The organism is Amycolatopsis sp. NPDC004772 (assembly GCF_053601215.1).
The window spans coordinates 30,973-53,522 of the sequence record NZ_JBSGBK010000061.1; the positions used below are offsets into that span (position 1 = coordinate 30,973).

Genomic DNA, 22,550 nt, shown 5'->3' on the forward strand with positions numbered 1-22,550 from the left:
GCTTGCGGCGACGCCCACGCTCCGGGGAGGAGGACCGGCTCAGGAATCCCGCCGGGCCCGGGAGATCGCCGCTTCGCCGGTGAGGTAGGCGGCCGTGCCGGTGCGGGTGAGGAGCCGGTCCAGGGCGGGCTGGCGGTTGTCCAGGTGTAGCCGGGCGCCGGCGTCGGCGGTCACGTGGAGCACCTTCATCAGCTCCGACAGCCCGGAGGAGTCGCAGAAGCCGATCCCGGCGCAGTCCAGCCGCACCTCGTGGACGGCCGGCCGGCCGGTCAGCCGGTCGGTGACCAGCCGCAGCAGCGTGCCGGTGGTCGCGAACTCGAGGTCGCCGTCGATCGCCACGCGGGCGACGCCGTTCTCCACCACCCAGGTGCAGGTGAGCCCGGACGTCATGCGGACCGCTCCGATCCGGCGGCCGGCTCCGCCAGGTGGGTTCGTGCGGTGCGGAGCATGCCGGTGGCCCGCGGGAAGTCGCGCAGTTCCGCTTCGAGCAGCTCGAGGGCCGGTTCGAGCGAGGCCGCCGGGACGCCCCGCGCGGTCAGGATCCCGGCCGTCCAGCTCAGGTACCCGGTGAACAGCTCGGTGTCGCCGACGTAGAGGGCGGTCGCCAGGTAGTCGACCGTGTGCGCGAGGTCCTCCGCCGTGTACTGGCGCTGCAGATCGGTGTAGGCCCGCATGGCCGGGATCCGCTCCTCCAACCCGGCCAGCACCGCCTTAACCAGCCGGCCCGAGCTGCGCGTGACCAGGGTGTACTCCTGGTCGGCCAGGTGCGGCAGGTCGTCGAGCGGCTGGTGGGCGGCGTGCGGCCGGGGGAGCGGCTCGGCCAGCCGGTCGGCGGCCGCCCGCGCGTCCGGGGCCCACGCTTCGGCGCCCAGCAGCCGCGCGTACCGGCCGTCGGGCCCGAAGGCGGCGCCGCCCGCGATGACCGGGGTCGCCGCCGCCTGGCACGCCGTGATCGTCGCGTGCGCCGTCGGCAGCCGGGGCGCGAGCGAACCGGACAGCGCCACCGCGTCCGGGCCGGTCCGGTGCAGGTGGGCCACCAGGTGCGGGGCCGGCACCTGCGCGCCCAGGTAGTCGACCTGGAACCCGCGCAATCGGAGCACTTCGGACAGCAGCCGGGCCGGCATCGCGTGCCACTCCCCGTCGACGCACGCGACGGTGATCCGGCCGAGGTGCGGTTCCGGGCGCTTGAGCACGTAGCCGAAGGCGGCGATGACGCGGTCGTTGATCGCGGTCGCCGCGTGCTCCTGGGCGACGGTGAGGCGGTTCGCCGCCCACTCGCGCCCGACCCGCCGCTGCACCGCGCCGATCACGTCGAGCAGCACGCTCTCCGGGTCGGTCCCGTCGCCGAGCGCCCGGACCACGACGTCACCCGCCGTGTACTCGTCGCCGGCCGTGACGGCGGTCCACAGCCGTTCGGCGTGCTCGGCCACCCCGGTGCTCCGGGTAGCGGTGCTCAAGCGGTGTACCTCCCGCGTCCGTGGCCGCCCACCGCGGCCAGGTGCTGCCCGCGCGGCGCGGTGATCGCCAGCACGGCCATGTCGTCGTGGGTGCCGCGCCCGATCCACTGCGAGGCGAGCATCTGCACGCGCTCGACGACGGCGTCGGCCGGCATGTTCGCGCACTCGGCCAGGGCCTGCATGAGCCGCTCCTCGCCGAACATGGCGTCCCCGAGCGGGCCGCCCTTCGCCTCGACGATCCCGTCGGTGTAGAGCAGGCAGGTCTCGCCGGGGTGCAGCGTGATGTCCGCGCTCGACGACTCGATCTCGGGCAGCACGCCGATCAGGCTGCCCAGGCTGTCGGCTTCCTCGACCCGGCCGTCGGCCCGCACGATCAGCGGCGGCGGGTGCCCCGCACACGTGACGCGCAGCCGGACGGTGGCGCCTTCGCGCCGCGCGGAGGCCAGCACGAGCGTGACGTAGCGGGCGTCGGCGTTCTCGCCGAGCGTGCGGTTCAGCAGTTCGAGCAGCCGGTGGTGGTCGCCGGCCATCGGCAGCAGCGCCCGCAGCGTGGTGCGGATCTTGCCGGTGAGCACGGCCGCGTCGAGGCCCTTGCCGCAGACGTCGCCGAGCACGGCCAGTGACTCGTCGCCCTCGGTGGTGACCGCCGAGTGGACGTCGTAGAAGTCGCCGCCGATCCGCTCGCCGTCGCGGGCCGGGCGGTAGCGGCCGGCGAACTCGACGCCGCCGAGCTGTTCGAGGGTCGGCGGGAGCAGCTCGCGCATGAGCGTGTCGGTGATCGACGCCTGCAGCGCGAACACCCGCGCCGCCGACATCGCCGCGCCCGCCCGCGCCGCGAACAGCCGGGCGAAGAGCTCCTCCTGGGCGGTGAACGACGCCCGGTCGCCGCGGCGCAGCAGGACCAGGGCCCCGGCGGGGACGCCGTGGCCGGGCAGCGGCGTCACGACGATCGAGCCGACCGGCCCGAAGCCCTCCGGCAGCACCCAGGACGGCGCCGCGTCCGGGTCGAGCCAGCGCGACGGCACCGGCGGGAAGCCCTGCAGCGCTTCGCCGAGGCCGGGCAGGTCGTCCGGGTCGATGGCGAGCCGGGACCGGACCGGCCGGCCACCGCGCACGCAGGTGACGGCGGGGAAGCTCGTCCCCGCGGCGGGCGCCAGGACGAGTGCGGCGTCGGCCAGGTGCTCGGCGGCGAGCTGGGCGGCGACCTCCATGCAGCGGTCCAGGTTGAGCGAGCCCAGCAGCGCGGCGGAGGCCTCGCTGAGGAACGTGGTCCGCTCCTGCTCGCGGGCCAGCGCCTCGCGCGCCGAGTGGACGTCGGTCTCGTCGACCAGCCACCAGGTCACGGCCTCGCCGTGCGGGACCGGGTGCGCGGCGAACGCCTGGTCGCCCACTTCGCCGCGGACGACCTCGTCCGCGCCGCGGTCATGGGCTTCGACGAGCCATCCGGCGACCGTCCCGGCCGCCGAACCGCCGGGTGCGGCGGCGGGGAACAGCAGGTGGGCGGCGTCGTTGAGGGCGCGGATCGTCCCGGACCGGTCGAGCACCACGGCCGCGGCCGGTGCGCCCGCCCAGCCCCCGGCGCCGTCGATCGCGACGGCGGGCGCGGTGTGCGCCGGATCAGCCACGGGCGCTCGCCGGATCCGGGTCGGTGGCCAGCTCAGCCCACAGCGTCTTGCCGCTGGGCCGGCGCAGCTGGCCCCAGGCCGCCGCGCAGCGCTCGACCAGCAGGAGCCCGCGGCCGCCGTGGTCGGACGGCGTCCGGCGGCGGGCACTCTCGCCCCCGCTGTCGTCGACCTCGATCCGCAGCTTGGCGGCGCCGGGCAGCAGGCGGACGTGGTAGGGCGCGCGGCCGTGGCGCAGCGCGTTCGACGTCAGCTCGTCCACCACCATCACCGCGGTGCCGACGAAGTGCGCCGGGAAGCCGCGCAGGACCGTCCGGACCCAGTGGCGGACCCGCGCCAGTTCGGACAGCTCGGGGGAGATGCCGAGTTCGTGCCGGATCGATCGGAGTTTCACGTCCGCCTCCTTCGCCGTGCCGGCCCCCGCGGGGAGGCCCTCCCCTTCTTCATGCCCGGAACCGGGCCCGCCGACACGGGTGTCCGAGGTCGTCATGCCGCACCCCAGGAAGCTTCGACCGACTCGAGAGCCGGGTACACGGGCATGACGTCGCCGAGGCCGAGCAGGCTGATGGGCCGGGTCACGGCCGGGGAGGCCGACACGACGGCGAACCGGCCGCCCGCCGCACGCAGGCCGCGGGCCAGCCGCAACAGGACCTGCAGGCAGCTGGAGTCGCAGTACGCGACCTCGGCCATGTCCACGACGACCCGCTCGGGGCCGGGGTCGGCGGGGAGCAGCTCGGCCAGCTTCGCCGAGGCCGCGAAGTCGAACTCACCGCGCAGGGTGTAGACCCCGGTACCCCCGGAGTCGTGTGCTTCGAGTGACCAGCCGTCACCCGAATGCCGCTGCCGGGGCCGCGCTGCGTCGGTGGTCATCACAAGCTCCTGGATGGGGATCGGGACACGGGCTGGCGGCTCAACCCGTTCCGGACGCAATCTACCAGCGCTGTCGACCGTGGGCAGGCCGGTGTCCCCTTACTGTCCTTTAAGGACTTTCTCCGGCGGCGCGGGCGCCGGCTCCGGTTCCGCCTCCGCCGGCGGCACGACGGCGGTGTTCACGGTGCGGGTCAGCCGCTCGTAGGGCGCCCGGTGCTCGGGGTCGAGCAGCACCGCCAGCGGCGTCCAGACGCCGACGACGAACACCGACGCGGCCAGCGCGACCGGCAGGAGCAGCTGCTCGGGGTGGCCGGCCAGGTCCCAGCGGTCCAGGTCCAGCAGCAGCCAGGTCAGCCACAGCGGCGAGAGCAGCACGCCGTTGCGGACCAGCAGGGCGACCGGTCCGGCCCGCCGGCCGCCGCGGCGGGTCACCCGCAGCAGCACCGCGCGCTTGCCGGGGGTGGACCCGGTCACGGCGGGCAGCACGACGAACCACACGAGGGCGAGGATGACCACCGGCGTGTCGCGGTGGCGCAGGTCCTCGCCGAACAGCGTCAGCAGGCCGAAGAGGAACCCGAGCAGCGCGCCGAACCCGAGCAGGTCGGTGGCCAGCGCGAACAGCCGCCGGGTGAAGGTGACCCGGGCGGCGTAGCGGCGCCGGTCGTGCTCGGGTTCCGGCGACGGGAGGAGCCGCCCGAGCGGGCCGGCCAGCAGCCAGCCCGCGACGACGCCCGCGGTGTTGAGGATCAGGTCGTCGACGCTGAAGAGCCGGTACGGGCACGGGTAGACGAACCAGAGGCCGGTCAGCTGCGTCAGCTCGAAGAACAGCGACACGCCGAAGCCGATCAGGGTGGCCGGCAGCAGCCGCATCCGCTGGGCGTAGCGGACGTAGAAGCCGAGCGGGGCCAGCATCACGACGTTGAGCGCGGTGGTCCAGACCGCCGGGTTGTGCAGCAGCGCGCCGGGGCTCCAGTGGCCGCGGGCCCGCTGGGAGACCACCTCGACGAAGTAGAAGGGCCGCAGCTGCGGGGAACTCGCGTAGGTGTGGCCCGCGCAGTACGCCGGGTCGGCGGGCAGCGGCAGCACCGTCTGCGTGGCGATCGCCAGCAGGTAGAAGAGGAACGTGTAGAAGACGAACGTCGGCCACCCGCCGGCGCGGCCGCGGCGGCGGTAGCTGACGAAGGCGGCCGGCAGCATCACGGCGAGCGCGACGAGCGGGAACAGGAGCAGGGCGGTCCGGACGGGGACGAGGTAGGTGGCGACCACGGAGCCGGTGGTACCCAGCCGCGGGGGCGGCGAAGCGTGCTTCCCCCGGACGGCTGGGATTCACCCGCGGCGGCTCACTGGGGCGGTGCGTCCTGCTGCCCGCCGCCCTGCTTGTGCAGGAACTCCTTCGCCTTCTCCGAGCCCTGGTCGATCTTGTCGGCGTGCTGGCCGAACCGCCCCTTGGCGGCCTCGGCGGCCTTGTCGACACCCTGGTCGGCCTGGTCCGGGTGTTTCCCGAGCGCTTCCTTCGCCTTGTCGAACAGGTTCATCGTGGGCCTCCTTCGGAGTGGATCTTCGGACCTCCCGAGGAGAACACTGGCCGAGCGGGCTCGCAACGCTCGTTCCCCTGTGCCGGGGATTTCGGGTGTTTGTGCGGGTGAAAGCCGGTCCGCGGGGGTTTGGGAAGGCCGGCGGCGGGTAGCGGCGGCCGATCGTCCGGATCCTCCCGCGATGGCGGACTCCGACCCGCCGGCGGTGCGGGCGGACCCGGGGTGCGTGAACCGCGCGCCGCCGCGGCCCGTATATCGGGGGTGACGATCGCCGCCCGGCCGCACGGGCCGGCGATCACCGTGCACCACGACGTGAGGCTCGCCATGGTTGGAAACATCGGTTTGCCGCTGGTGCGGCGCGTCCGCCGCCGCACCCCGGTCCCGGGGGTGGCCCTGCCCGACTTCGGGCTGCCCCGGCCCGGACGGCGGCGGCACGTCGTCGCGAGCCGGACCCTCACCGTGCTGGCCGCGCTGCTCGTGCTGTTCGGGCTGCTCGCCCCGGACGACCTCAGCTCGTTCTCCGCCGCCGCGCTGGTGCGCGTGCCCGTCGAGGGGCTCGTCATCGGGGCGGTCCTGCTGGTCCTGCCGCCGCGGGCGCGCCGCGTCGCCGCCGTGCTCGCCGGGCTGGGCCTCGGGCTGCTGACCCTGATGAAGGCCCTCGACACCGGCTTCTACGCGACGCTGGAGAAGCCGTTCGACCCGGTCTACGACTGGAGCTTCTTCCACGCCGGCGTCGAGTTCCTGGCCGGCCAGATCGGGGACGCGGCCACGATCGCCGCGCTGATCGGCGCCGGCCTGCTCGCGGTGGCCGTCGTGGTGCTGATGGTGCTGGCGATGCTGCGGCTGAGCCGCGTCGCCGCCGGACGGCGGACCGGCGCCACCCGGGTCGTGGCCGTCCTGTCCGTGGTCTGGATCGTCTCGTCGGTGTTCGGCGTCGAGATCGCGCCGGGGCAGCCGGTGGCCGCGCAGAGCGCCGCCGCGCTGGCCTACGGCGACCTGCGCCAGGTGGGCGCCGACCTGCGGGACCAGCGGCCGTTCGGGGAAGTCGCCGCCGAAGACGCGTTCCGCTCCACGCCGGGCCCGCAGCTGCTGACCGGGCTGCGCGGCAAGAACGTCGTGCTGACCTTCGTGGAGAGCTACGGCCGGATCGCACTCGACGACCCGGTCATCGGCGCGAAGATCGGCCCGACGCTCGACGCGGGCACGGCCGAGCTGCGCGCGGCCGGCATCGGCGCGAAGAGCGCGTTCCTGTCGTCCTCGACGTTCGGCGGCGGCAGCTGGCTCGCGCACTCGACGGTGCAGTCGGGGATGTGGATCGACAACCAGCAGCGGTACAACGACCTCCTCGCCAGCGACCGGCTGACCCTCGGCGGGGCGTTCCAGCGGGCGGGCTGGCGGACGGTCTGGGACGTGCCCGCGCACACGAAGGACTGGCCGGAAGGCCAGAAGTTCTACCACCCGGACGCCTACTACGACGCCCGTTCGATCGGGTACCACGGCCCGGGCTTCGCCTACGCGACCATGCCGGACCAGTTCTCGCTCTCGATGCTGCAGCGCAAGGAGCTGGCGAACGCGACGCCGCAGCGGCCGGTGATGGCGGAGGTCGACCTCGTATCCAGCCACGCACCTTGGTCGCCCCGGCCCTGGCTGGTCGACTGGAACCAGGTCGGCGACGGCTCGATCTTCAATCCCCAGCCCGCGGCGGGCGAAGCGCCGGAATCGGTCTGGAAGGACCCGGAGAAGATCCGCGAGGCCTACCGCGACGCGACGGACTACTCGCTGAAGACGGTCGTCTCGTTCGTCAAGCAGTACGGCGACGAGAACACGGTGCTGGTGTTCCTCGGCGACCACCAGCCGCCGGTGGTCACCCCGCAGGGCGCGGTCCACGACGTGCCGATCACGATCGTGGCGAAGGACCCGAAGGTGCTCGACCGGATCGCCGGCTGGGGCTGGCAGGACGGCCTGCACCCGGGCGCGCAGGCACCGATCTGGAAGATGGACTCCTTCCGGGACCGGTTCCTGAACGCCTTCGCGCACTGACCGTCCTGTTCGGACGCTGCGCCCGGGGTGGTGCCGGGCTGCGAGCGGATCCGCGGGCCGCGGCGGGGAATCCGCCATCCGTCCAGGGGCGCGGGCTAGCCCGGATGGAGCAGCGCTGTGACTTTCCGCTGCGTGCCGATTCACTGGCCCGATGAATTGCCGGTAATTCTCGCGCACTTCTACGCTCGGCACGTCGGGTTCTCGGCGTTGGAGGAGTGGTCATGCTAAGGAAATGCGCGGTTTTTGCGATCGCGGTGTTTTCCCTGCTCGGTCTGTCGGTCGTGCCGGCGGCCGCGGCGACCGGTGATTTCGCGCCACCCGGCTGCTTCGGCGAGCGTTACGGGACCCTGGTCGGGCAGGGTGTCTCCGTCAGCTGCTTTCCCGGTGAGGGCTACGGATACCGCGTCCTCGCGCACTGCTCGAACGGCAGCGCGTTCTGGCTGGTCGCCGGTCTTCCGGTGCCGTACGGATTCGGTCCCGCGGTCGCGGAGTGCTCCGGTGCGCTTCTCGTGCCCGCCCGGGTGATCGCCTACCAGGTCGACGAAATCTGATTCCGGGCACGGAACCGCCCGGCCGCCGGAAAATCGGTGGCTGGGCGGCGTCGTGCCCGGAGTTCTCCGATTCGGGGCCGTAGGTGGCCGGGGGGACGGCCGGGCACGTCCGGTGCCCGGCAGACTCCCGTCCGGGCTCGCCGTCGTGGAAACGTGTTCTACTTGGTTCAGACCACTCCGCAACGCCGCGAAGAAGGGTGGTGACACCGACGCGGGCGGCCCGAGAGCCGGTCCGCCTCTCCGGCATGCGCGGAGAAACCCCTGCCGGGCAAGCAACTTGAACTATCCACAGTGGACGAGAAGCCGGGAAATCGGACAGAAGACCGGACAAATCTGGACCCGGCGCGGACGTCACCCGCACACTCGTCGGACGGTGTGTTTCTTTCCCCCGGCCTTGGAGGAGTTCCCATGCGTCGAAGAATCGCCCTGACCCTCGGCAGCGCCGCCGCCGTCCTCACCGCGTCCCTGACCGCCCTCACCCCCGCCGTTGCCCAGGCCTCGCCCGGGCTGATCGCCGCCATGCAGCGGGATCTCGGGCTCACCGCCGCCCAGGCGTCGGCCCGGCTCACCCAGGAAATGACCGCCTCCCGGGTGCTGCCCGGTGCCCAGCAGGCCGCCGGCGCCGCGTTCGGCGGGGCGTGGTTCGACCCCGCGCGGGGCAAGCTGGTGGTCGGCGTGACCGACCCGGCCGCGGCCGCCGCCGTCCGGCAGGCCGGGGCCGAGCCCGTCGCGGCCACGACCAGCGCGGCGAAACTCGACGCCGCCAAGGCCGCGATCGACGCGTCGGCCAAGGCGAAGCCCGCCCCGGCCGCCGTCGGCGGCTGGCGGGTCGATCCCCGCGCCGGCAGCGTCGTGGTCACCCTGCAGCCGGGTGCGCACGGCGCCGACGTCGACGCCTTCCTCGCGAAGGCCCGCGCCGCCGGCCCGGTCACCGTGCAGACCGCGCCGGCCGCGCAGCCCTTCTCAGCCGGCACCGTCGGCGGCGACCCCTACTACATCAACGGCAACACCCGCTGCTCGATCGGCTTCTCCGTGCAGGGCGGGTTCGTCAGCGCCGGGCACTGCGGCGGCACCGGCAGCTCGGTCGTCGGCTGGGACGGCTCGTGGATGGGCACCTTCGCCGGCTCGTCCTTCCCGGGCAACGACTATTCGTTCATCCGGATCGGCGGCGGCTGGTGGACCGCGCCGGTCGTGCTCGGCTGGGGCACGGTGAGCGACGCGCTCGTCCGCGGGTCCTGGGTCGCGCCCGTCGGCACGTCGGTGTGCCGCTCGGGCTCGACCACGCACTGGCACTGCGGCACGGTGCTGGGCCAGAACGAGACGGTCAACTACGCCCAGGGCGCCGTCTACCAGATGACGCGCACCAACGTCTGCGCCGAGCCCGGCGACTCCGGTGGCTCGTTCATCACCGGTGACCAGGCCCAGGGCGTCACCTCCGGCGGCTGGGGCAACTGCGGCTCCGGTGGGGAGACCTGGTTCCAGCCGGTCAACGAGATCCTCCAGACCTACGGCCTGTCGCTGGTGACGGCGTAGGAAAACTTCCCGGCGGCGGCCGATGAATCCGGCGGCCGCCGCCGGTAGGTACCGGTGCGGCCGCGCCACCGGGGCGCGGCGAGGGAGACACCGGGAGCAGTCATGAGCGTGATCGTCGTCGAGTTCACCACCCTGGACGGCGTCGTCGAGGACCCCGACGGCAGCGGCGGCACCCCCGCCGGCGGATGGGCGTTCCGCCACGGCCCGGAAGCCGTGGCGGGGGACAAGTTCCGGCTCGGGTCCCTGCTGGACACCGGCGTCCTGCTGTTCGGGCGAGCCACGTGGGAGCAGTTCGCGAAGCTCTGGCCCGGCCGCTCGGGCGAGTTCCCCGACCGGCTCAACGCCGCCGCCAAACTGGTCGCCTCGCGGACCCTCCACGACGTGTCCGCGTGGCAGAACTCCGTGCTCCTGCAAGGAGAGCTCACCGAAGCGGTCGCGCGGGAAGAACGGGACGTCGTCGTCATCGGCTCGATCGGGATCGCCCACGAGCTCGCCCGCCACGGCCTCGTCGACGAGTACCGCCTGCTCGTCTTCCCGAGCGTCGCCGGAACGGGCCGGCGGCTCTTCGCCGACGCCGTGGACTTCGATCTGGTCTCGACCACCCGGGTCGGGCCGGCGATCCTCAGCACCTACCGGACGCGTTAGGTCCGCACCAGGCTGCCGAGCCAGCCGCCGAGGACCTGCTGCACCTCGGCGCGGGTGCGGGCCGGGTCGTCGGCCGCGGCGATCATCCGCGCCGCTTCCATCACCGCGCTGAGCACCAGCTGGGCCAGGGCGCGGACGGGCAGTTCGACGATCAGCCCGTCCGCCCTGGCCTGCTCCAGCACGGCGACGATCAGGCCGAGACCGTACTCCGCCTCGATCTCGCGCCAGACGTCCCAGCCGAGCACGGCGGGGGCGTCGGTGAGCGAGATGCGGCGGACCTCCTCGCGCAGGCACGCGTCGAGGAACACGCCGAGGCCCTGCAGCATGCCGGAAAGGGGGTCGGTGCCGGCGGCGAACGCGGCCCGCACCTCCTCGGTCAGCTCGCGTTCCAGGTCCTCGACGACGGCCCGGAACAGGCCCTGCTTGTCGGCGTAGTGGTGGTACAGCGCGCCGCGGGTGACCCCGGCGGCGCGGGTGATCTCGTCGGCCGGCACGGCCTGGTAGCCGCGGGCGGCGAACAGTTCGCGCGCGGCGGCGACCAGGGCGGCCTTCGTGCCGGCGGAACGGTCCTGCTGGGTACGTCGCACCCGCCTAATCTGCCATGGCGCCCGCGAACTCGACGACGTGGCGGGCCAGCACCGCCGGCTGGTCCTCGGACAGGAAGGTGTAGGAGTCCGGCACCTCCACGAGTTTCGCGTCCGGCAGCAGCTGTGCGAGCCGGTGGGCCAGCCGGATCGGGAACAGCTTGTCCTCCGGTGCCCACGCGAGCAGCACGGGCCGGTCGAAGCTCCGCAGCTTCTCCGCGGCGGCCAGGGTGTGCCGCGGATGTACCTCCCGTAGCAGTTTCCGCAGGTCACGCCGGACCCCGGCGGACTTGCGCAGCGGCGAGAGGTAGGCCTGCGCGACGGCGTCCGGGAGCGGCCGCTTGACGACCCAGCCGAAGAGGACCGGCAGCGGGTGCAGCGCCCGGAACCGCAACAGCTGCCCGAGCACCGCCATCGATCCGGGGATCCGGGCGAGCGGCGGCAGCGCCTTGAAGATCGGCGGGAAGAAGCACTCGAAGCAGTCCGACGGCGTGAGCACGACCCGGCCGACCCGCTCGGGACGCCGGCCGAGCAGGATCTGCGTCAGCGCGCCACCGGTGTCGTTCGCGACGAGCGTGACGTCCCGCAGGTCGAGTGCGTCGAGGAAGTCGGCGATGACGTCGGCGTTGCCGGCGGGGGAGAGGTCGGCGTCCGCACGCATCGGCAGGTCGTGCGCGCCGAGCGGCAGATCCGGCGCCAGGCACCGGAACCCGGCCGCGGCGACGTCGGGCACGACCTTCCGCCACAGCTCGGCGTTCGTCAGCACCCCGTGCACGAACACCACCGGGGTGCCGGCACCCCGCTCGAAGTACCGCACCTCGCCGGCGGGCAGCCGGACACGGTGCTCCTGACCCAGTGCTTCGCTGCGCTTCGTCATGCGACCATGGTTACATACATGTTGTATGTATGTAAATGCGTCACGAGGCGACGGTGAAGCGGGTCCGCTGGTGGCGGGGGCTTTCCGCCTCGTCCAGGAGGGCGATCGCGAAGTCTTCCATCGAAATCGCCGAGCGGCCCTCGGCGTCGACGAGCAGGTCGTCCCGGCCGAGGCGGTAGTGGCCGGTGCGTTCGCCGGGTTCCAGGAGCAGGGGCGGGCTGAGGTAGGTCCAGTCGACACCGGTGTCGGCGCGGTAGACGTCGTGCTGGCCTTGACGGGCCGAGGCGATCGGCCGCAGCTCGGCGGGGAAGTCCGGCGCGTCGAGCACGGTCGTGCCGCCGGGGGTGCGCAAGCTGGCCGCGCCGCCGACGGCGAGGAGCCGCACGCCGGTTCCGGTCAGTCCCTTCAGCAGGCTCCGGGTGGTTTCGACGAGTTCGGGTTCGCGGCCCGGTGCCGGACGGGTGGCGGTGATCACGAGGTCGTGGCCGCGGGCGAGGGGGGCGACGTCGTCCGGGTTCGCGGCGTCGCCGGTGCGCACGGTGGCTTGCGGTGGCAGATCCGCGGCGCGGCGCGGGTCGCGCACGACGGCGGTGACCTCGTGGCCGCGGGCGAGGGCTTCGGCGACGACCCGGCGGCCGACGGCGCCGGTGGCGCCGAAGACGGTGATGCGCATGAGACTCCTTCGAGAGATTGCTTAGCGCTAAGAATCATAGCTTAGAACTAAGGTATCTGGCGTCGAAGGGGTGCGCCGGAACGTCGGATCGATACGGTGATGCCCCGGGACTTGGCTTCGGGGAAAGGTCGGATCCGGGGGCATCACCGCCCGCGGGACGGCTGACACGGTGTCCTGCGGTGGACCTACCCTACGAACCGCCGGTGGCCCTGACCAGGGCCTCGATGCGGTGTCGAAGGTTTGTCGCCCGGTCGGTCGCCGGACCTACCGAGAGTGGGTCCAGGGGAGCGTGAGCCGGCAGCGTCCACGCCGGCGGGTTGACCGGTGCTGAACACGCGCTTAACATTAAGTTGAAACTTCAACCGATCTGCACGCAGCACGGAGCCCCGATGTCGATCTTCCGCCTGAACCACGCCGTGCTCTATGTCCGCGACCTGGCCGCGAGCGTGGCGTTCTACCGGGACGTGCTCGGCTTCGGGTACATCGACGGCGGGGACGCGCACCGGGGCGCGGCGTTCCTGCGGGCGCCCGGCTCGGCCAACGACCACGACCTCGGGCTCTTCGAGATCGGCCCGGACGCCGCGGACTCCGGGGCCGGGCGGACCTCGGTCGGGCTGTACCACCTGGCGTGGGAGGTCGACACGCTCGGCGACCTCGAGCGGCTCGCCGCCCGGCTCGCCGAAGCGGGCGCGCTGGTCGGCTCGTCCGACCACGGAACCACGAAGTCCCTGTACGCCAAGGATCCCAGCGGGCTGGAGTTCGAGGTCGTCTGGATCATCCCGCGCGAGCTGCTGACCGAAGAGGACCGCGCGAAGGGCGCGTCGATCGGGCGGCTCGACCTCGCGGCGGAGCTGGCGAAGTACGGTCCCGACGCGCGCAGCGGCGTCGGGATCTCGCGCTCCTCCTAGACCGCGGCGCCGGCCCGGGCCGGCTCGGAAGACCGCTGCCGGACGGTCAGGTTGTCCAGCGCGAAGCGGCCCGCGCCGACGAACGCGACGAGCAGCAGCGACCAGCAGAACAGCGCGGCCGCTTCGCCGCCGTTCTGGATCGGGAACAGGCCGGTCGGCAGGTGGACGACGAAGTACGCGTAAGCCATCGAGCCGGAACCGAGTACGGCGGCGACCCGCGTGCCGAGGCCGACGCAGACGAGCACGCCGCACACGAGCTGGATCACCGCGGCCCACCAGCCGGGCCAGGTGCCGACGGCGATGGTGGACTTCGCCCCGAACAGGCCGAAGAGCGACTTGAGGCCGTGGCAGGCGAACAGGAAGCCGATGACGATGCGGTAGAGCCCGATGACATGATCGCGGGCCGGGTCCAGGCGGTGCATGGTGGTGCCTCCGGGGAGTGGGGAAGGGCGGCATCGAACCGGCCGGCTGTGCGAGGCGGCCGTGTGCGAATTCAGGTCACCCAGATATACCGGTCGTGGAGAGTTGCCACAAGCGCCAAATGTCGTGTAAGGCAGTTTCGAAAACCGTACACCGCTGGCGTCGCTCGTCCGGCATCGTTGCGGCGCAAGGAGAAGCCGCCGTACGGGTGATCTTTCCCCAGTGGTCTGGACCGCGAAAATAATCGCGCTCCCGCTTTCGCGATTATTTTCGAGTCTTTCGATGTGGCACTTAACGGACGACTTAACAAAATGGTGGATCCGAATGTCGCATTCCACACACCCGAATGATGTGTTGATTGCCGTGATGTAGATCACTACGAACATGTTCGTCGCGAACGTGCTCGCAACGAACATGTTCGCTACAGTGGCGGCATGACACCGGGAAGCACGTACAATCGCCGGGAGCGTCCGGCGAAGCCCGCGTTGACGCGCGAGGGGATCGTGGCGGCCGCCGTCGCGGTCATGCGCGCCGAAGGCGTCGAGCGCGTCACCATGCGCCGGCTCGCCAAGGAGCTCGACACCGGTGCCGCCTCGCTCTACGTCTACGTGAAGGACACCGAGGAGCTGCACGCCGCGGTGCTCGACGAGCTGCTCGCCGAGGTCGCCCTGGCCGGCGAAGGGGACTGGCGCGAACGCCTGTGGGCGGTGCTGGACTCCTACCGGTCGGTGCTGTTCGCGCACCCGAGCCTGGCCCGGGTCGCGCTGGTGACCCGGCTGAGCGGCCCGCACTACCTGGCCCTCGTCGAGGCGGTGCTGGCCCTGCTCGACGAGGGCGGCATGGCGCCGGGGCAGGCCGCCTGGGCGGTCGACGTCCTGCTGCTCACCGCCACCGCGACGGCCGTCGAACACGGCAGCCGCCGGGAGCGGCCCGGCGCCGCCCGCGAACACGAGGTGATGACCGAGTCCCTGGCCGGCGTCTCGCCGGGGACGCACCCGCACATCGCCGCGCTGGCCACCGACCTGGTGTCCGGCCCCGGCCCCGCCCGCGCGAGGTGGGCGTTCGACGCGCTGCTGAACGGCGCGCTCGCCACCCCGCGCCCCGGCTCCGGGGAGGCCCGATGACGCCGTCGATCGCGATCGCCGGCGGCGGCCTCGGCGGCCTCACGCTGGCCCGGATCCTGCACATGCGAGAAATCCCTTCGGCCGTCTACGAACTCGAAGCGGCACCGGCCGCCCGCGACCAGGGCGGCACCCTCGACCTGCACGAGGAATCCGGTCAGCGGGCGCTGGCCGAGGCCGGGCTGACGGCGGAGTTCCGCGCCGTCGTCCGCGAGGAGGGCGAGGCACTGCGCATCCTCGACCGGCACGGCACGGTCCGGTTCGAGGAAACCGGTGGCGACGGGACGCGGCCGGAGGTCGATCGCGGCGAGCTCAAGCGGATCCTGGCCGGGTCGCTGCCCGACGGCGTCGTCCGCTGGGGTGCCAAGGTGGCCGCGGTGTCGCCGGGGCGGCTCACCCTGGCCACCGGCGAGGTCGTCGAAGCGGACCTGGTGGTCGGCGCGGACGGCGCCTGGTCAAAGGTTCGGCCGGTGCTTTCGGATGCCGTGCCCCACCATTCCGGACTGTCCTTCGTGGAAGCCCGCTTGTCCGATGTGGACGATCGGCACCCGGCCGTGGCGGCGCTGGTCGGGCCGGGCTCGATGTTCGCGCTCGCCGAAGGGAAGGGGCTGATCGCCCAGCGCACCGGCGGCGGTCGCATCCGGGTGTACGCCGCGGTCCGGGCCGAGGACGCCGCCGGGTTCGCCGACCGGAGCCGGCTCCTCGACGTCTTCGCCGACTTCGCCCCGGAGCTGCGGGCCCTGGTCGCGGACAGCGAAGAACCCCTGATCCCGCGGCCGATCCACGCCCTGCCGGTCGGCCACCGCTGGTCACGGGTGCCGGGCGTGACCCTGCTCGGCGACGCCGCGCACGTCATGTCGCCGTTCGCCGGCGAGGGCGCGAACCTCGCCATGCTGGACGCCACCGAGCTGGCCCTCGCGCTGGCCGGTCACGACGACGTCGAAAGCGCTCTCTCGGCCTACGAAGCCGCGCTGTTCCCCCGCGCCGAAGAAGCCGCGCGGGCTTCGGCGGACAACCTCGAAGCCTGCTTCGCCGCCGGCGCGCCCGACGCGATGGTCGAGCAGATGACGCGCTTCGCCGCACAACACTGACGGAAGGAAAACCCATGGAATTCGACCTCGTCGACACCGGCGGCGGCGACCGTGCCGTGCTCGTCCTCCACGGCGGCGCCGGACCACGCAGCGTCACCCCGATCGTCGAGCACTTCGCGCTGCGCGCCCGGGTGCTGGCGCCCACGCACCCGGGCTGGTCGGGCACCCCGCGGCCGGACGCGTTCACCGGCGTCGACGACCTCGCCCTGGCCTACCTCGACCTCCTGGACGACGAAGGCCTCGAGGACGTCGTCGTGGTGGGCAGTTCGTTCGGCGGCTGGGTCGCGGCCGAACTGGCCGTGCGGGACCGTGGCCGGCGCCTCGGCCGGCTCGTCCTGCTCGACGCGATCGGCCCGGAGATCGAGGGGCACCCGGTGCGCCTGCCGCAGCCGCCGCCCGGCGCGCCCGGACCGGACCCGGCCGATCTGGCCGCGATGCGGGCCTACGCCGGCCCGGGCCTCGCCGATCCGAAGCTGCTGCGCCGGCTCGCGCGGGTCCGCGTCCCGGCCCTGCTGATCTGGGGCGAAGACGACGTCGTCGTCCCGCCGGCGTTCGGCAAGGCGTATGCGGCGGGGTTCGCCGACGCGCGGTTCGAGGTGGTGGCGGGCGCCGGGCACCAGCCGGCGCTGCAGGCTCCGGACCGGACGTTCGACTTGATCGACGAGTTCCTCGGCTAGTTTGAAGCGCCACCCCCTAAGGTGGCTCCATGGTGGACGAAGAAGTCGTCTCGGACCGCATCCGGCAGATCGCCGCCACCCTCGCCGACCGCGCGGGCGAACTGACCGGCGAGCTGGTCCAGCTGTACGCCGCCGACCTGCCGCACCTGGTCAACGACGACGAGCGCATGGTGAGCCTGCTGTCGTCGAGCGTGTACCAGAACATCGAAACGGCGCTGCAGATCTTCCGGCACGGCATCGACCCGGCGGGTGTCGAGCCGCCGGCCGCGGCGATCGAGTACGCGCGGCGGCTGGCCCAGCGCGGCACGCCGGTGTTCGACCTGATCCGCGCCTACGACCTCGGGCAGGCCGCGATGCTCGACTTCGGGTTCCAGGAGTGCACCCGGCTCGTCGACGACGCGGCCCTGCTCGGGGCCATGATGCGCCGGCTGCTGCGGGTCGCCTACGAGTTCATCACCCGGGTCGTCCGCCACCTCGTCGCCGTCTACCAGGACGAACGCGACCGCTGGCTGCTCAACCGCAGTGCCGCGCGGGCCGCGAAGGTGGCGGACCTGCTCGACGGCAACGGCGGCCCGCCCGACGTCGACGCGGCCGAGGCGCTGATCGGCTACCGCCTGCGCGGCACGCACGTGGGCATGATCGTCTGGCACGCGTCGGCGGCCCTGGTCGACGACGCGCTGTCGTTGCTGGAATCGGTCGCGGGCGCGGTGTCCGAGCGCGTCGGCGGGCAAGGCCGTCCGCTGTTCGTCCCGCGGGACGAGGCCAGCGCCTGGGTGTGGCTCCCGCTCGCCCCGGGCGCGACGGTCGGCCGCGAGCACCTCGACGCGGCGCTCGCCGAAGCCGGGGTCCGGGTGACCGTCGGCGATCCCGGCACCGGGGTCGCCGGTTTCCGCGACACCCACCAGCAGGCCCGCCGGGTGCACGCGCTGGCGCTGGCGGCGGGGGAGCACTGCGACCGCGTGCTGACCTTCCGCGAGGTCGGCACGGTGGCGCTGATGACGAGCGACCTGAACGCCGCCCGCCTGTGGGTCGCGAGCAGCCTCGGCCCGCTGGCCGCCGACGACGAGAACTGCGGCCGCCTGCGCGAGACGCTCCAGGTGTTCCTGAGCACGGGCGGCAGCTACACGGCGGCGGCCGCGGAACTGACCATGCACAAGAATTCGGTGCAGTACCGCGTCCGCAAGGCCCAGGAGCTGCTGCCCCGCGGCCTCGGCGAGTCGCGGCTGGACGTCGAGCTGGCGCTGGCCCTGTGCCGCCGCCTGGGCTCGGCGGTGCTGTCCCCGGCGTGACTTTGGTGTCCGGGACCACCGGTGCCCAAGATCGTTGGGCCGACGGCACGAAGCCGTTGCGCCGTTCGTCGCTTACCGTGCTCACATGGGTGATAACGGTGGGATGCTCGCACTGGTGCGGCTACGCCGAGGCGTCGTCGGCGAGAGCAGACGCGTCTGTCACCTGATCCCCGTTCCGTCCGGCCCGGTGCCCGAGCAGCTGACGGCGTTGTGCGGGGAGTCGATCTTCCCCGGGGAAGCCGAGGTGCTGGACGGGCTGCGAGGGATGCCGTGCCACCGGTGCCTGGTGAGCAGCGCGCCGGCCGGGCCGGGCTTGCTGGCCAACGCGGGCTGAACTCTCCGCGGAACCCGCGGTGCGCCATGGCAGGATGGCGCGATCATGGTGATCGACGCGAAGCCGGTGGTGGTCCTGCTGGCCCATCCCCGGCCGGGCAGCTTCAACCACGCACTCGCCGCACGAGTGGTCGACGCGCTGGAGCGGGCCGGGGTGCCGGTGTGGTTCCACGACCTGTACGCCGAAGGCTTCGACCCGGTCCTGACCGCGGAAGAGGCCTACACCAGCGGGTCCCGGGCGGAGGAGTTCCTCGCGGCCGAACCGGACCCGCTGGTGCGGCGGCACCGCTCGGAACTCGCCGAGGCCGGCGGGCTCGTCGCGATCCACCCCAACTGGTGGGGCAAGCCGCCCGCGATCCTCGGCGGCTGGCTCGACCGGATCCTCGTCCCCGGCGTGGCCTACCGCCTCGACGACGCAGGCGGTGCACCCGAGTCGCTGCTGTCCCTGCGGCGGCTGCTGGTGGTCAACACCTCCGACACCCCGGAGGAGCGCGAGCGGACGCTGTTCGGCGACCCCCTGGACGCGATCTGGCGGCGCTGCCTCGCGCCCTACCTCGGGGAGCCGGAGGTGCGGCGGCTGGTGCTGCGGGTGGTGGCCGACGCCGACGCCGCGCAGCGGGCGGTGTGGCTCGACGACGTCTCCTCGGAAGTGCTGCGGCTCTTCGGTTAGTTCGCCTTCAGGGCGTCGAGCGTCAGCTTCGCCGCCTGCGCGATGAACCGGTCGTCGTGGTCGGCGTCCTCGGCCTGGCGGCTGGACATGATCGCCAGGACGATCGGCGCCCGCCCCGGCGGCCAGACGACCGCGATGTCGTTGCGCGTGGCGTATTCGCCGGTGCCGGTCTTGTCGGCGACGGCCCAGCCGGCCGGCGTGCCCGCCCGGATCACCGTCGCGCCGGTCTGGTTGGCGCGCATCATGTCCGTGTACAGGGCCCGCTTCTCCGGCGGCAGCGCGTCGCCGAGGGCGAAGGTGCGCAGGCTGCCGGCCATCGCGCGCGGGGTGCTGGTGTCGCGGACGTCGCCCGGGGCGAGGTCGTTGAGCGCGGGTTCGGTCCGGTCGACGTGGGTCGTCGTGTCGCCGATCGCGCGCAGCGCGGCGGCGAGTCCCGGCGGCCCGCCGAGCTGCTGGAACAGCAGGTTGGCGGCGGTGTTGTCGCTGTAGCGCAACGCCGCGTCGATCGCGTCGCGCAGCGGAATGCCGGTGTCGACGTGCTTTTCGGTGACCGGGGAGTTCTCCTGCAGGTCGGCCCGGCGGTAGGTCAGCACCTTCGCGAGGTCGGCCATGCTGGTGCGCTGGAGCACTGCGGCGGCGGAGAACGCCTTGTGCGTCGAGGCGTAGCCGAAGCGCTCGTCGGCGCGGTGGGCGATCTCGCGGCCGGAGCCGGTGTCGAGGGCGTACACGCCGAGGCGGGCGTCGAAGCTGCGTTCGAGCGGGGCGAAGTCCGGTTGCGGTGCCGCGGGCTGTGTCGTGGCTTGGGTCGGCGTCGCTTCCGGCGCGTTCGGTGTTTTCGGCGGTTCCGCGGTGCAGGCGGTCAGCGGAACGAGGAGCAGGGCGGCGAGCGCGGCCTGCCGGGCTCGGGGGAACGGCACGAAGACATCCTTCCGGTTTCTTGATCGTCCTCGCAGTCTCGCGACGATCGTCAATGCTGTCCAAGACGGAAGTGCGCGGTTCGATGCCGATCTGGCATAAGGTGTGGTCGTGGACCTGGTCGGCGGCTGCAGGGCGTTCGTGAGCGTGAGCGAGACGGGGAGTTTCACGGCGGGCGCGGCCCTCGCGCGGATCCCGCAGCCGGTCGCGAGCCGGCGCATCGCCGCGCTCGAACGGCATTTCGGGGAGCGGCTCTTCGACCGCTCGACCCGCCGGGCGCGGCTGACGCCGTTCGGCTGGGACGTGCTGCCCTCCGCGCGGCGGCTCGTGCAGCTGGCCGAGGAGATGGAACACGACGCGCAGCGCGCCCGGCTGCGGCCGGTGCGGGTGGCCGTGCCGGCGACGTGCGGGGTGCGGGAGCTCGCCGCTCTCGCCGCCGAAGCCAGGGCCCTGGAGATCCACCTGGAGTTCCGCGAGGCCGGGCCGGGGGAGCGGGCCGCGCTCGTCCGGACGAGCGAGGTGCGGGCCGCGCTCACCGCCGTCCCGGCCGAGGAAGCCGTCTGGTCGGTGCCGCTGGGCGTGGCGGGGGTCGGGGCGATGCCGAGCCGGGTCGTGCACCTGGAGACGCTGCGGCCGGGCCGGGCGGCGGGCGTGCGGCGGCGCGTCTGGATCCAGCCGGAGGACGACGTCCCGCACGTCCGGGACCGGGTGCTGCGGGTGCGGGACGCGGTGGGGCTGTCCCCGGCTCAGGTGGCGGTGGCCGAGGCGCTGACGTCGGCGGCCGCGGAGGTGTTCGCGTCGCAGGACCTGCTGTTGTGCTCGCCGGCCCAAGCGGAGGACCTGGGCCTGACCTGGCGCCCGATCGGCGAGCTGGACCTCGCGCGCGGCTTCGACGTCGCAGCACCGCTGTCCGAGGACGCGGACCGGCTCCGGACGACGTTGCGTGCGGCGGTCGGCCAGTGCCTCGGAGCGACCCGGTGACCGCGGCCCTGCTCCGCGACCTGCGCACGGCCCTGGCCGACGGCGGCCTGCGCGGCTCGTTCCTGGTCCGCGACCTGCGCACGGGTGCCGAAATCGGCCTCGACCCCGACCGCGAGTACCCGATCGCCTCCCTGGTCAAGGTCCCGCTGGCGGCGGCCACCCTCGACCGCATCCGCCGCGGCGAGCTCGACGCGGCCACCCAGCTGGAGGTCCCGCCCGGCGGCGTCACGACCCCGGGCCCGATCGGCTTGACCCGCTTCCGCCACCCGGCCCGCGTGGCGGTCGGTGACCTGGTGTACCTGAGCACGTCCCTGAGCGACGGGACGGCCGCGGACGTCCTGTTCGGACTGACGCCGCCGGCGGAGGTCACGCGGATGCTGGGGGAGTGGGGCCTGCCCGGGATCGCGGTGCGCCACGTGATGCGCGACCTGGTGGAGACGCCGGCCGAGCGCTTCGAAGAGGGCGAGGCACACCTGGCCCACGCACTGGCGATCGGCGCGTCGACGGCGGGCCAGGGCCACCGCCTCCCGCAGCTCGACGTCACCCGCGCGAATTCGGCCTCGGCCCGGGCGCTGGTTTCGTTGCTGGAGGCGCTGTGGCGGCCGTCGAAGATCGACCCCTCGGTGGCGGCGGGCGTCCGCGAGCTGATGGCGAACAACATGATCCGCCACCGCTTGACCCCCGACTTCGCCTCCGACGCGGCCCGCTGGTCGTCGAAAACGGGAACGCTGCTGAACCTGAGGCACGAGATGGGCGTTGTCGAGCACGCGGACGGAGGGGTGTTCGCGGTGGTGGCCCTGACGGAGTCGAGGGTGCCGGCGGTCCTCCAGCCGGAGGCGGAGGTCCTGATGGCCCGCGTGGCCCGGACGTTGCGCGACGCGCTGCGCTGAGAAAACCGGTTGGGGCGCCGGGGATCGCGACCCTAGGCTCCGACGGTGTCGTTCACCAGACCCGAGCCGCCGTACTACGCGGTGATCATCACGAGCGAGCTGGACCCGGCCAAGTTGGACGGTTACCCGGAGACGGACGCCCGCATGGGCGAGCTGGGCCGAGCCCACCCGGGCTACCTCGGCCGCGAGTCCCGCACGGACCCGGAAGGCCGCGAGCTGACGGTGCTGTACTACCGCGACGCCGAGTCGATTGCGGCGTGGAAGCAGCACCCGGAGCATTTGGAGGCTCAGCGCCGGGGACGGGAGCAGTGGTACGCGGGGTACCACATCGAGGTGGCCCGGGTGGAGCGCGCTTACGGCTTCGAGCGCGAGTAGGGACGCGGCCCTGCGCCGTGGCTGGCACCCCCCGCCGCGGCGCGAAGTGGCCTGGGGCTGGTTCGGCCCTCCGCCTCGGTCGGCTTGGCGGCAACTCGCGCGCTCACGAACGAATCGCGCACCGAACCCGCGGAACCGGGGCCGGCCAATGCTTCCAGCCCGAGCGGCCGGCGCGAACTCACCCCGCACCGGCCCCCGGCTCCGGCTCGCGGACCCCGGGCCTGGCCACGCGCACCCCGGCCCTGCGCATCCCGGCTCCGGCCATGCGCACCCGACCCCGGCCCGCGCGCACCCTGGGCCTGCCGCTCCGCCGCGACGGGGCTGTGGTTCCGCCTGATCGCTTGGCGCGAAGTCACCTCACCCCGCCCCGGCCCCGGCCCGCGCACCCCGGCTTCGGTCGCTCCGCCGCGACGGGGCTGTGGTTCCGCCTGATCGCTTGGCGCGAAGTCACCTCACCCCGCCCCGGCCCCGGCCCGCGCACCCCGGCTTCGGT

At 73.2% G+C, this 22,550-nt stretch carries 26 protein-coding genes; 14 read left to right on the plus strand and 12 right to left on the minus strand.

The window, feature by feature from the left end; genetic code table 11:
- Nucleotides 1-39: 39 nt before the first annotated feature.
- The 7 genes from ACWEF6_RS29685 to ACWEF6_RS29715 form a co-directional block, all read right to left on the minus strand.
- Nucleotides 40-390 (minus strand): STAS domain-containing protein, encoded by a 351-nt coding sequence (locus ACWEF6_RS29685; protein ID WP_449685944.1) that lies wholly within the window; start codon nt 388-390, stop codon nt 40-42.
- Nucleotides 387-1,457, minus strand: coding sequence for a cobalamin B12-binding domain-containing protein (locus ACWEF6_RS29690; RefSeq protein ID WP_449685945.1), 1,071 nt, complete (start codon nt 1,455-1,457; stop codon nt 387-389). The genes ACWEF6_RS29685 and ACWEF6_RS29690 overlap by 4 nt, the downstream gene beginning before the upstream one ends.
- On the minus strand, nt 1,454-3,082 hold the full coding sequence (locus ACWEF6_RS29695; protein WP_449685946.1) for a PP2C family protein-serine/threonine phosphatase: 1,629 nt from the start codon (nt 3,080-3,082) through the stop codon (nt 1,454-1,456). Before ACWEF6_RS29695 ends, ACWEF6_RS29690 begins: the two co-directional genes overlap by 4 nt.
- The gene (locus ACWEF6_RS29700; RefSeq protein WP_449685947.1) at nt 3,075-3,473 is read right to left on the minus strand and encodes an ATP-binding protein; all 399 of its coding nucleotides are present in this window, start codon (nt 3,471-3,473) and stop codon (nt 3,075-3,077) included. Before ACWEF6_RS29700 ends, ACWEF6_RS29695 begins: the two co-directional genes overlap by 8 nt.
- 92 nt (nt 3,474-3,565) lie before the next feature.
- On the minus strand, nt 3,566-3,949 hold the full coding sequence (locus ACWEF6_RS29705) for an STAS domain-containing protein (RefSeq protein WP_449685948.1): 384 nt from the start codon (nt 3,947-3,949) through the stop codon (nt 3,566-3,568).
- Between the two features lie 99 nt (nt 3,950-4,048).
- Entirely contained in the window at nt 4,049-5,215 is a 1,167-nt protein-coding gene (locus tag ACWEF6_RS29710; RefSeq protein WP_449685949.1) for a VanZ family protein, read from the minus strand.
- 74 nt (nt 5,216-5,289) lie between these two features.
- Nucleotides 5,290-5,484, minus strand: coding sequence for an antitoxin (locus ACWEF6_RS29715; protein ID WP_449685950.1), 195 nt, complete (start codon nt 5,482-5,484; stop codon nt 5,290-5,292).
- Between the two features lie 324 nt (nt 5,485-5,808).
- Here ACWEF6_RS29715 and ACWEF6_RS29720 point away from each other — a divergent pair, with 324 nt between their 5' ends.
- From ACWEF6_RS29720 to ACWEF6_RS29735, 4 genes are all read left to right on the plus strand, one after another.
- Entirely contained in the window at nt 5,809-7,524 is a 1,716-nt protein-coding gene (locus ACWEF6_RS29720; RefSeq protein WP_449685951.1) for a sulfatase-like hydrolase/transferase, read from the plus strand.
- 221 nt (nt 7,525-7,745) lie between these two features.
- Nucleotides 7,746-8,075, plus strand: coding sequence for a hypothetical protein (locus tag ACWEF6_RS29725; RefSeq protein ID WP_449685952.1), 330 nt, complete (start codon nt 7,746-7,748; stop codon nt 8,073-8,075).
- A 408-nt stretch (nt 8,076-8,483) separates the two neighbouring features.
- Nucleotides 8,484-9,608, plus strand: a complete 1,125-nt coding sequence (locus ACWEF6_RS29730; RefSeq protein WP_449685953.1) for a S1 family peptidase — start codon at nt 8,484-8,486, stop codon at nt 9,606-9,608.
- A gap of 102 nt (nt 9,609-9,710) precedes the next feature.
- The gene (locus ACWEF6_RS29735; protein ID WP_449685954.1) at nt 9,711-10,253 is read left to right on the plus strand and encodes a dihydrofolate reductase family protein; all 543 of its coding nucleotides are present in this window, start codon (nt 9,711-9,713) and stop codon (nt 10,251-10,253) included.
- Here the strand turns inward: ACWEF6_RS29735 and ACWEF6_RS29740 are convergent.
- Genes ACWEF6_RS29740 through ACWEF6_RS29750 form a run of 3 tightly spaced genes read right to left on the minus strand, consistent with a single transcriptional unit; the run spans nt 10,250 to nt 12,387 of the window.
- Complete coding sequence (locus ACWEF6_RS29740) at nt 10,250-10,840, minus strand: TetR/AcrR family transcriptional regulator (protein ID WP_449685955.1); 591 nt, start codon at nt 10,838-10,840, stop codon at nt 10,250-10,252. The two genes, ACWEF6_RS29735 and ACWEF6_RS29740, sit on opposite strands and share 4 nt — an antisense overlap.
- Nucleotides 10,841-10,844: 4 nt before the next feature.
- Nucleotides 10,845-11,714 (minus strand): alpha/beta fold hydrolase, encoded by an 870-nt coding sequence (locus tag ACWEF6_RS29745; protein ID WP_449685956.1) that lies wholly within the window; start codon nt 11,712-11,714, stop codon nt 10,845-10,847.
- Nucleotides 11,715-11,754: 40 nt separating this feature from the next.
- Nucleotides 11,755-12,387, minus strand: a complete 633-nt coding sequence (locus ACWEF6_RS29750) for an NAD(P)-dependent oxidoreductase (RefSeq protein WP_449685957.1) — start codon at nt 12,385-12,387, stop codon at nt 11,755-11,757.
- Nucleotides 12,388-12,776: 389 nt separating this feature from the next.
- Here ACWEF6_RS29750 and ACWEF6_RS29755 point away from each other — a divergent pair, with 389 nt between their 5' ends.
- Nucleotides 12,777-13,295, plus strand: a complete 519-nt coding sequence (locus tag ACWEF6_RS29755; protein WP_449685958.1) for a VOC family protein — start codon at nt 12,777-12,779, stop codon at nt 13,293-13,295.
- Here the strand turns inward: ACWEF6_RS29755 and ACWEF6_RS29760 are convergent.
- The gene (locus tag ACWEF6_RS29760; RefSeq protein WP_449685959.1) at nt 13,292-13,717 is read right to left on the minus strand and encodes a DoxX family protein; all 426 of its coding nucleotides are present in this window, start codon (nt 13,715-13,717) and stop codon (nt 13,292-13,294) included. The two genes, ACWEF6_RS29755 and ACWEF6_RS29760, sit on opposite strands and share 4 nt — an antisense overlap.
- Before the next feature lie 432 nt (nt 13,718-14,149).
- On the opposite strand from ACWEF6_RS29760, the gene ACWEF6_RS29765 reads away from it, so the two are divergent.
- From ACWEF6_RS29765 to ACWEF6_RS29790, 6 genes are all read left to right on the plus strand, one after another.
- On the plus strand, nt 14,150-14,839 hold the full coding sequence (locus ACWEF6_RS29765; protein ID WP_449685960.1) for a TetR/AcrR family transcriptional regulator C-terminal domain-containing protein: 690 nt from the start codon (nt 14,150-14,152) through the stop codon (nt 14,837-14,839).
- Entirely contained in the window at nt 14,836-15,927 is a 1,092-nt protein-coding gene (locus tag ACWEF6_RS29770) for an FAD-dependent oxidoreductase (RefSeq protein WP_449685961.1), read from the plus strand. The genes ACWEF6_RS29765 and ACWEF6_RS29770 overlap by 4 nt, the downstream gene beginning before the upstream one ends.
- Nucleotides 15,928-15,941: 14 nt before the next feature.
- The gene (locus ACWEF6_RS29775) at nt 15,942-16,604 is read left to right on the plus strand and encodes an alpha/beta fold hydrolase (protein WP_449685962.1); all 663 of its coding nucleotides are present in this window, start codon (nt 15,942-15,944) and stop codon (nt 16,602-16,604) included.
- A 29-nt stretch (nt 16,605-16,633) separates the two neighbouring features.
- On the plus strand, nt 16,634-17,893 hold the full coding sequence (locus tag ACWEF6_RS29780; protein ID WP_449685963.1) for a PucR family transcriptional regulator: 1,260 nt from the start codon (nt 16,634-16,636) through the stop codon (nt 17,891-17,893).
- 85 nt (nt 17,894-17,978) lie between these two features.
- Nucleotides 17,979-18,227, plus strand: coding sequence for a hypothetical protein (locus tag ACWEF6_RS29785; protein ID WP_449685964.1), 249 nt, complete (start codon nt 17,979-17,981; stop codon nt 18,225-18,227).
- A 45-nt stretch (nt 18,228-18,272) separates the two neighbouring features.
- Complete coding sequence (locus tag ACWEF6_RS29790) at nt 18,273-18,896, plus strand: NAD(P)H-dependent oxidoreductase (RefSeq protein ID WP_449685965.1); 624 nt, start codon at nt 18,273-18,275, stop codon at nt 18,894-18,896.
- On the opposite strand, the gene bla is transcribed toward ACWEF6_RS29790, so the two are convergent.
- Nucleotides 18,893-19,813: a class A beta-lactamase gene (gene bla, locus ACWEF6_RS29795; protein WP_449685966.1), complete on the minus strand. Its 921-nt coding sequence runs from the start codon at nt 19,811-19,813 to the stop codon at nt 18,893-18,895. The two genes, ACWEF6_RS29790 and bla, sit on opposite strands and share 4 nt — an antisense overlap.
- Nucleotides 19,814-19,922: 109 nt before the next feature.
- Between bla and ACWEF6_RS29800 the strand changes: the two genes are divergently transcribed.
- The 3 genes from ACWEF6_RS29800 to ACWEF6_RS29810 are packed head-to-tail and all read left to right on the plus strand — an operon-like array spanning nt 19,923 to nt 22,057.
- Nucleotides 19,923-20,792, plus strand: a complete 870-nt coding sequence (locus ACWEF6_RS29800) for a LysR family transcriptional regulator (protein WP_449685967.1) — start codon at nt 19,923-19,925, stop codon at nt 20,790-20,792.
- Nucleotides 20,789-21,682, plus strand: coding sequence for a serine hydrolase (locus ACWEF6_RS29805; protein WP_449685968.1), 894 nt, complete (start codon nt 20,789-20,791; stop codon nt 21,680-21,682). The genes ACWEF6_RS29800 and ACWEF6_RS29805 overlap by 4 nt, the downstream gene beginning before the upstream one ends.
- Nucleotides 21,683-21,727: 45 nt before the next feature.
- A complete protein-coding gene (locus ACWEF6_RS29810) occupies nt 21,728-22,057 on the plus strand; it encodes an antibiotic biosynthesis monooxygenase family protein (protein ID WP_449685969.1) in 330 nt (109 codons plus the stop codon).
- The last annotated feature ends 493 nt before the right edge of the window (nt 22,058-22,550 follow it).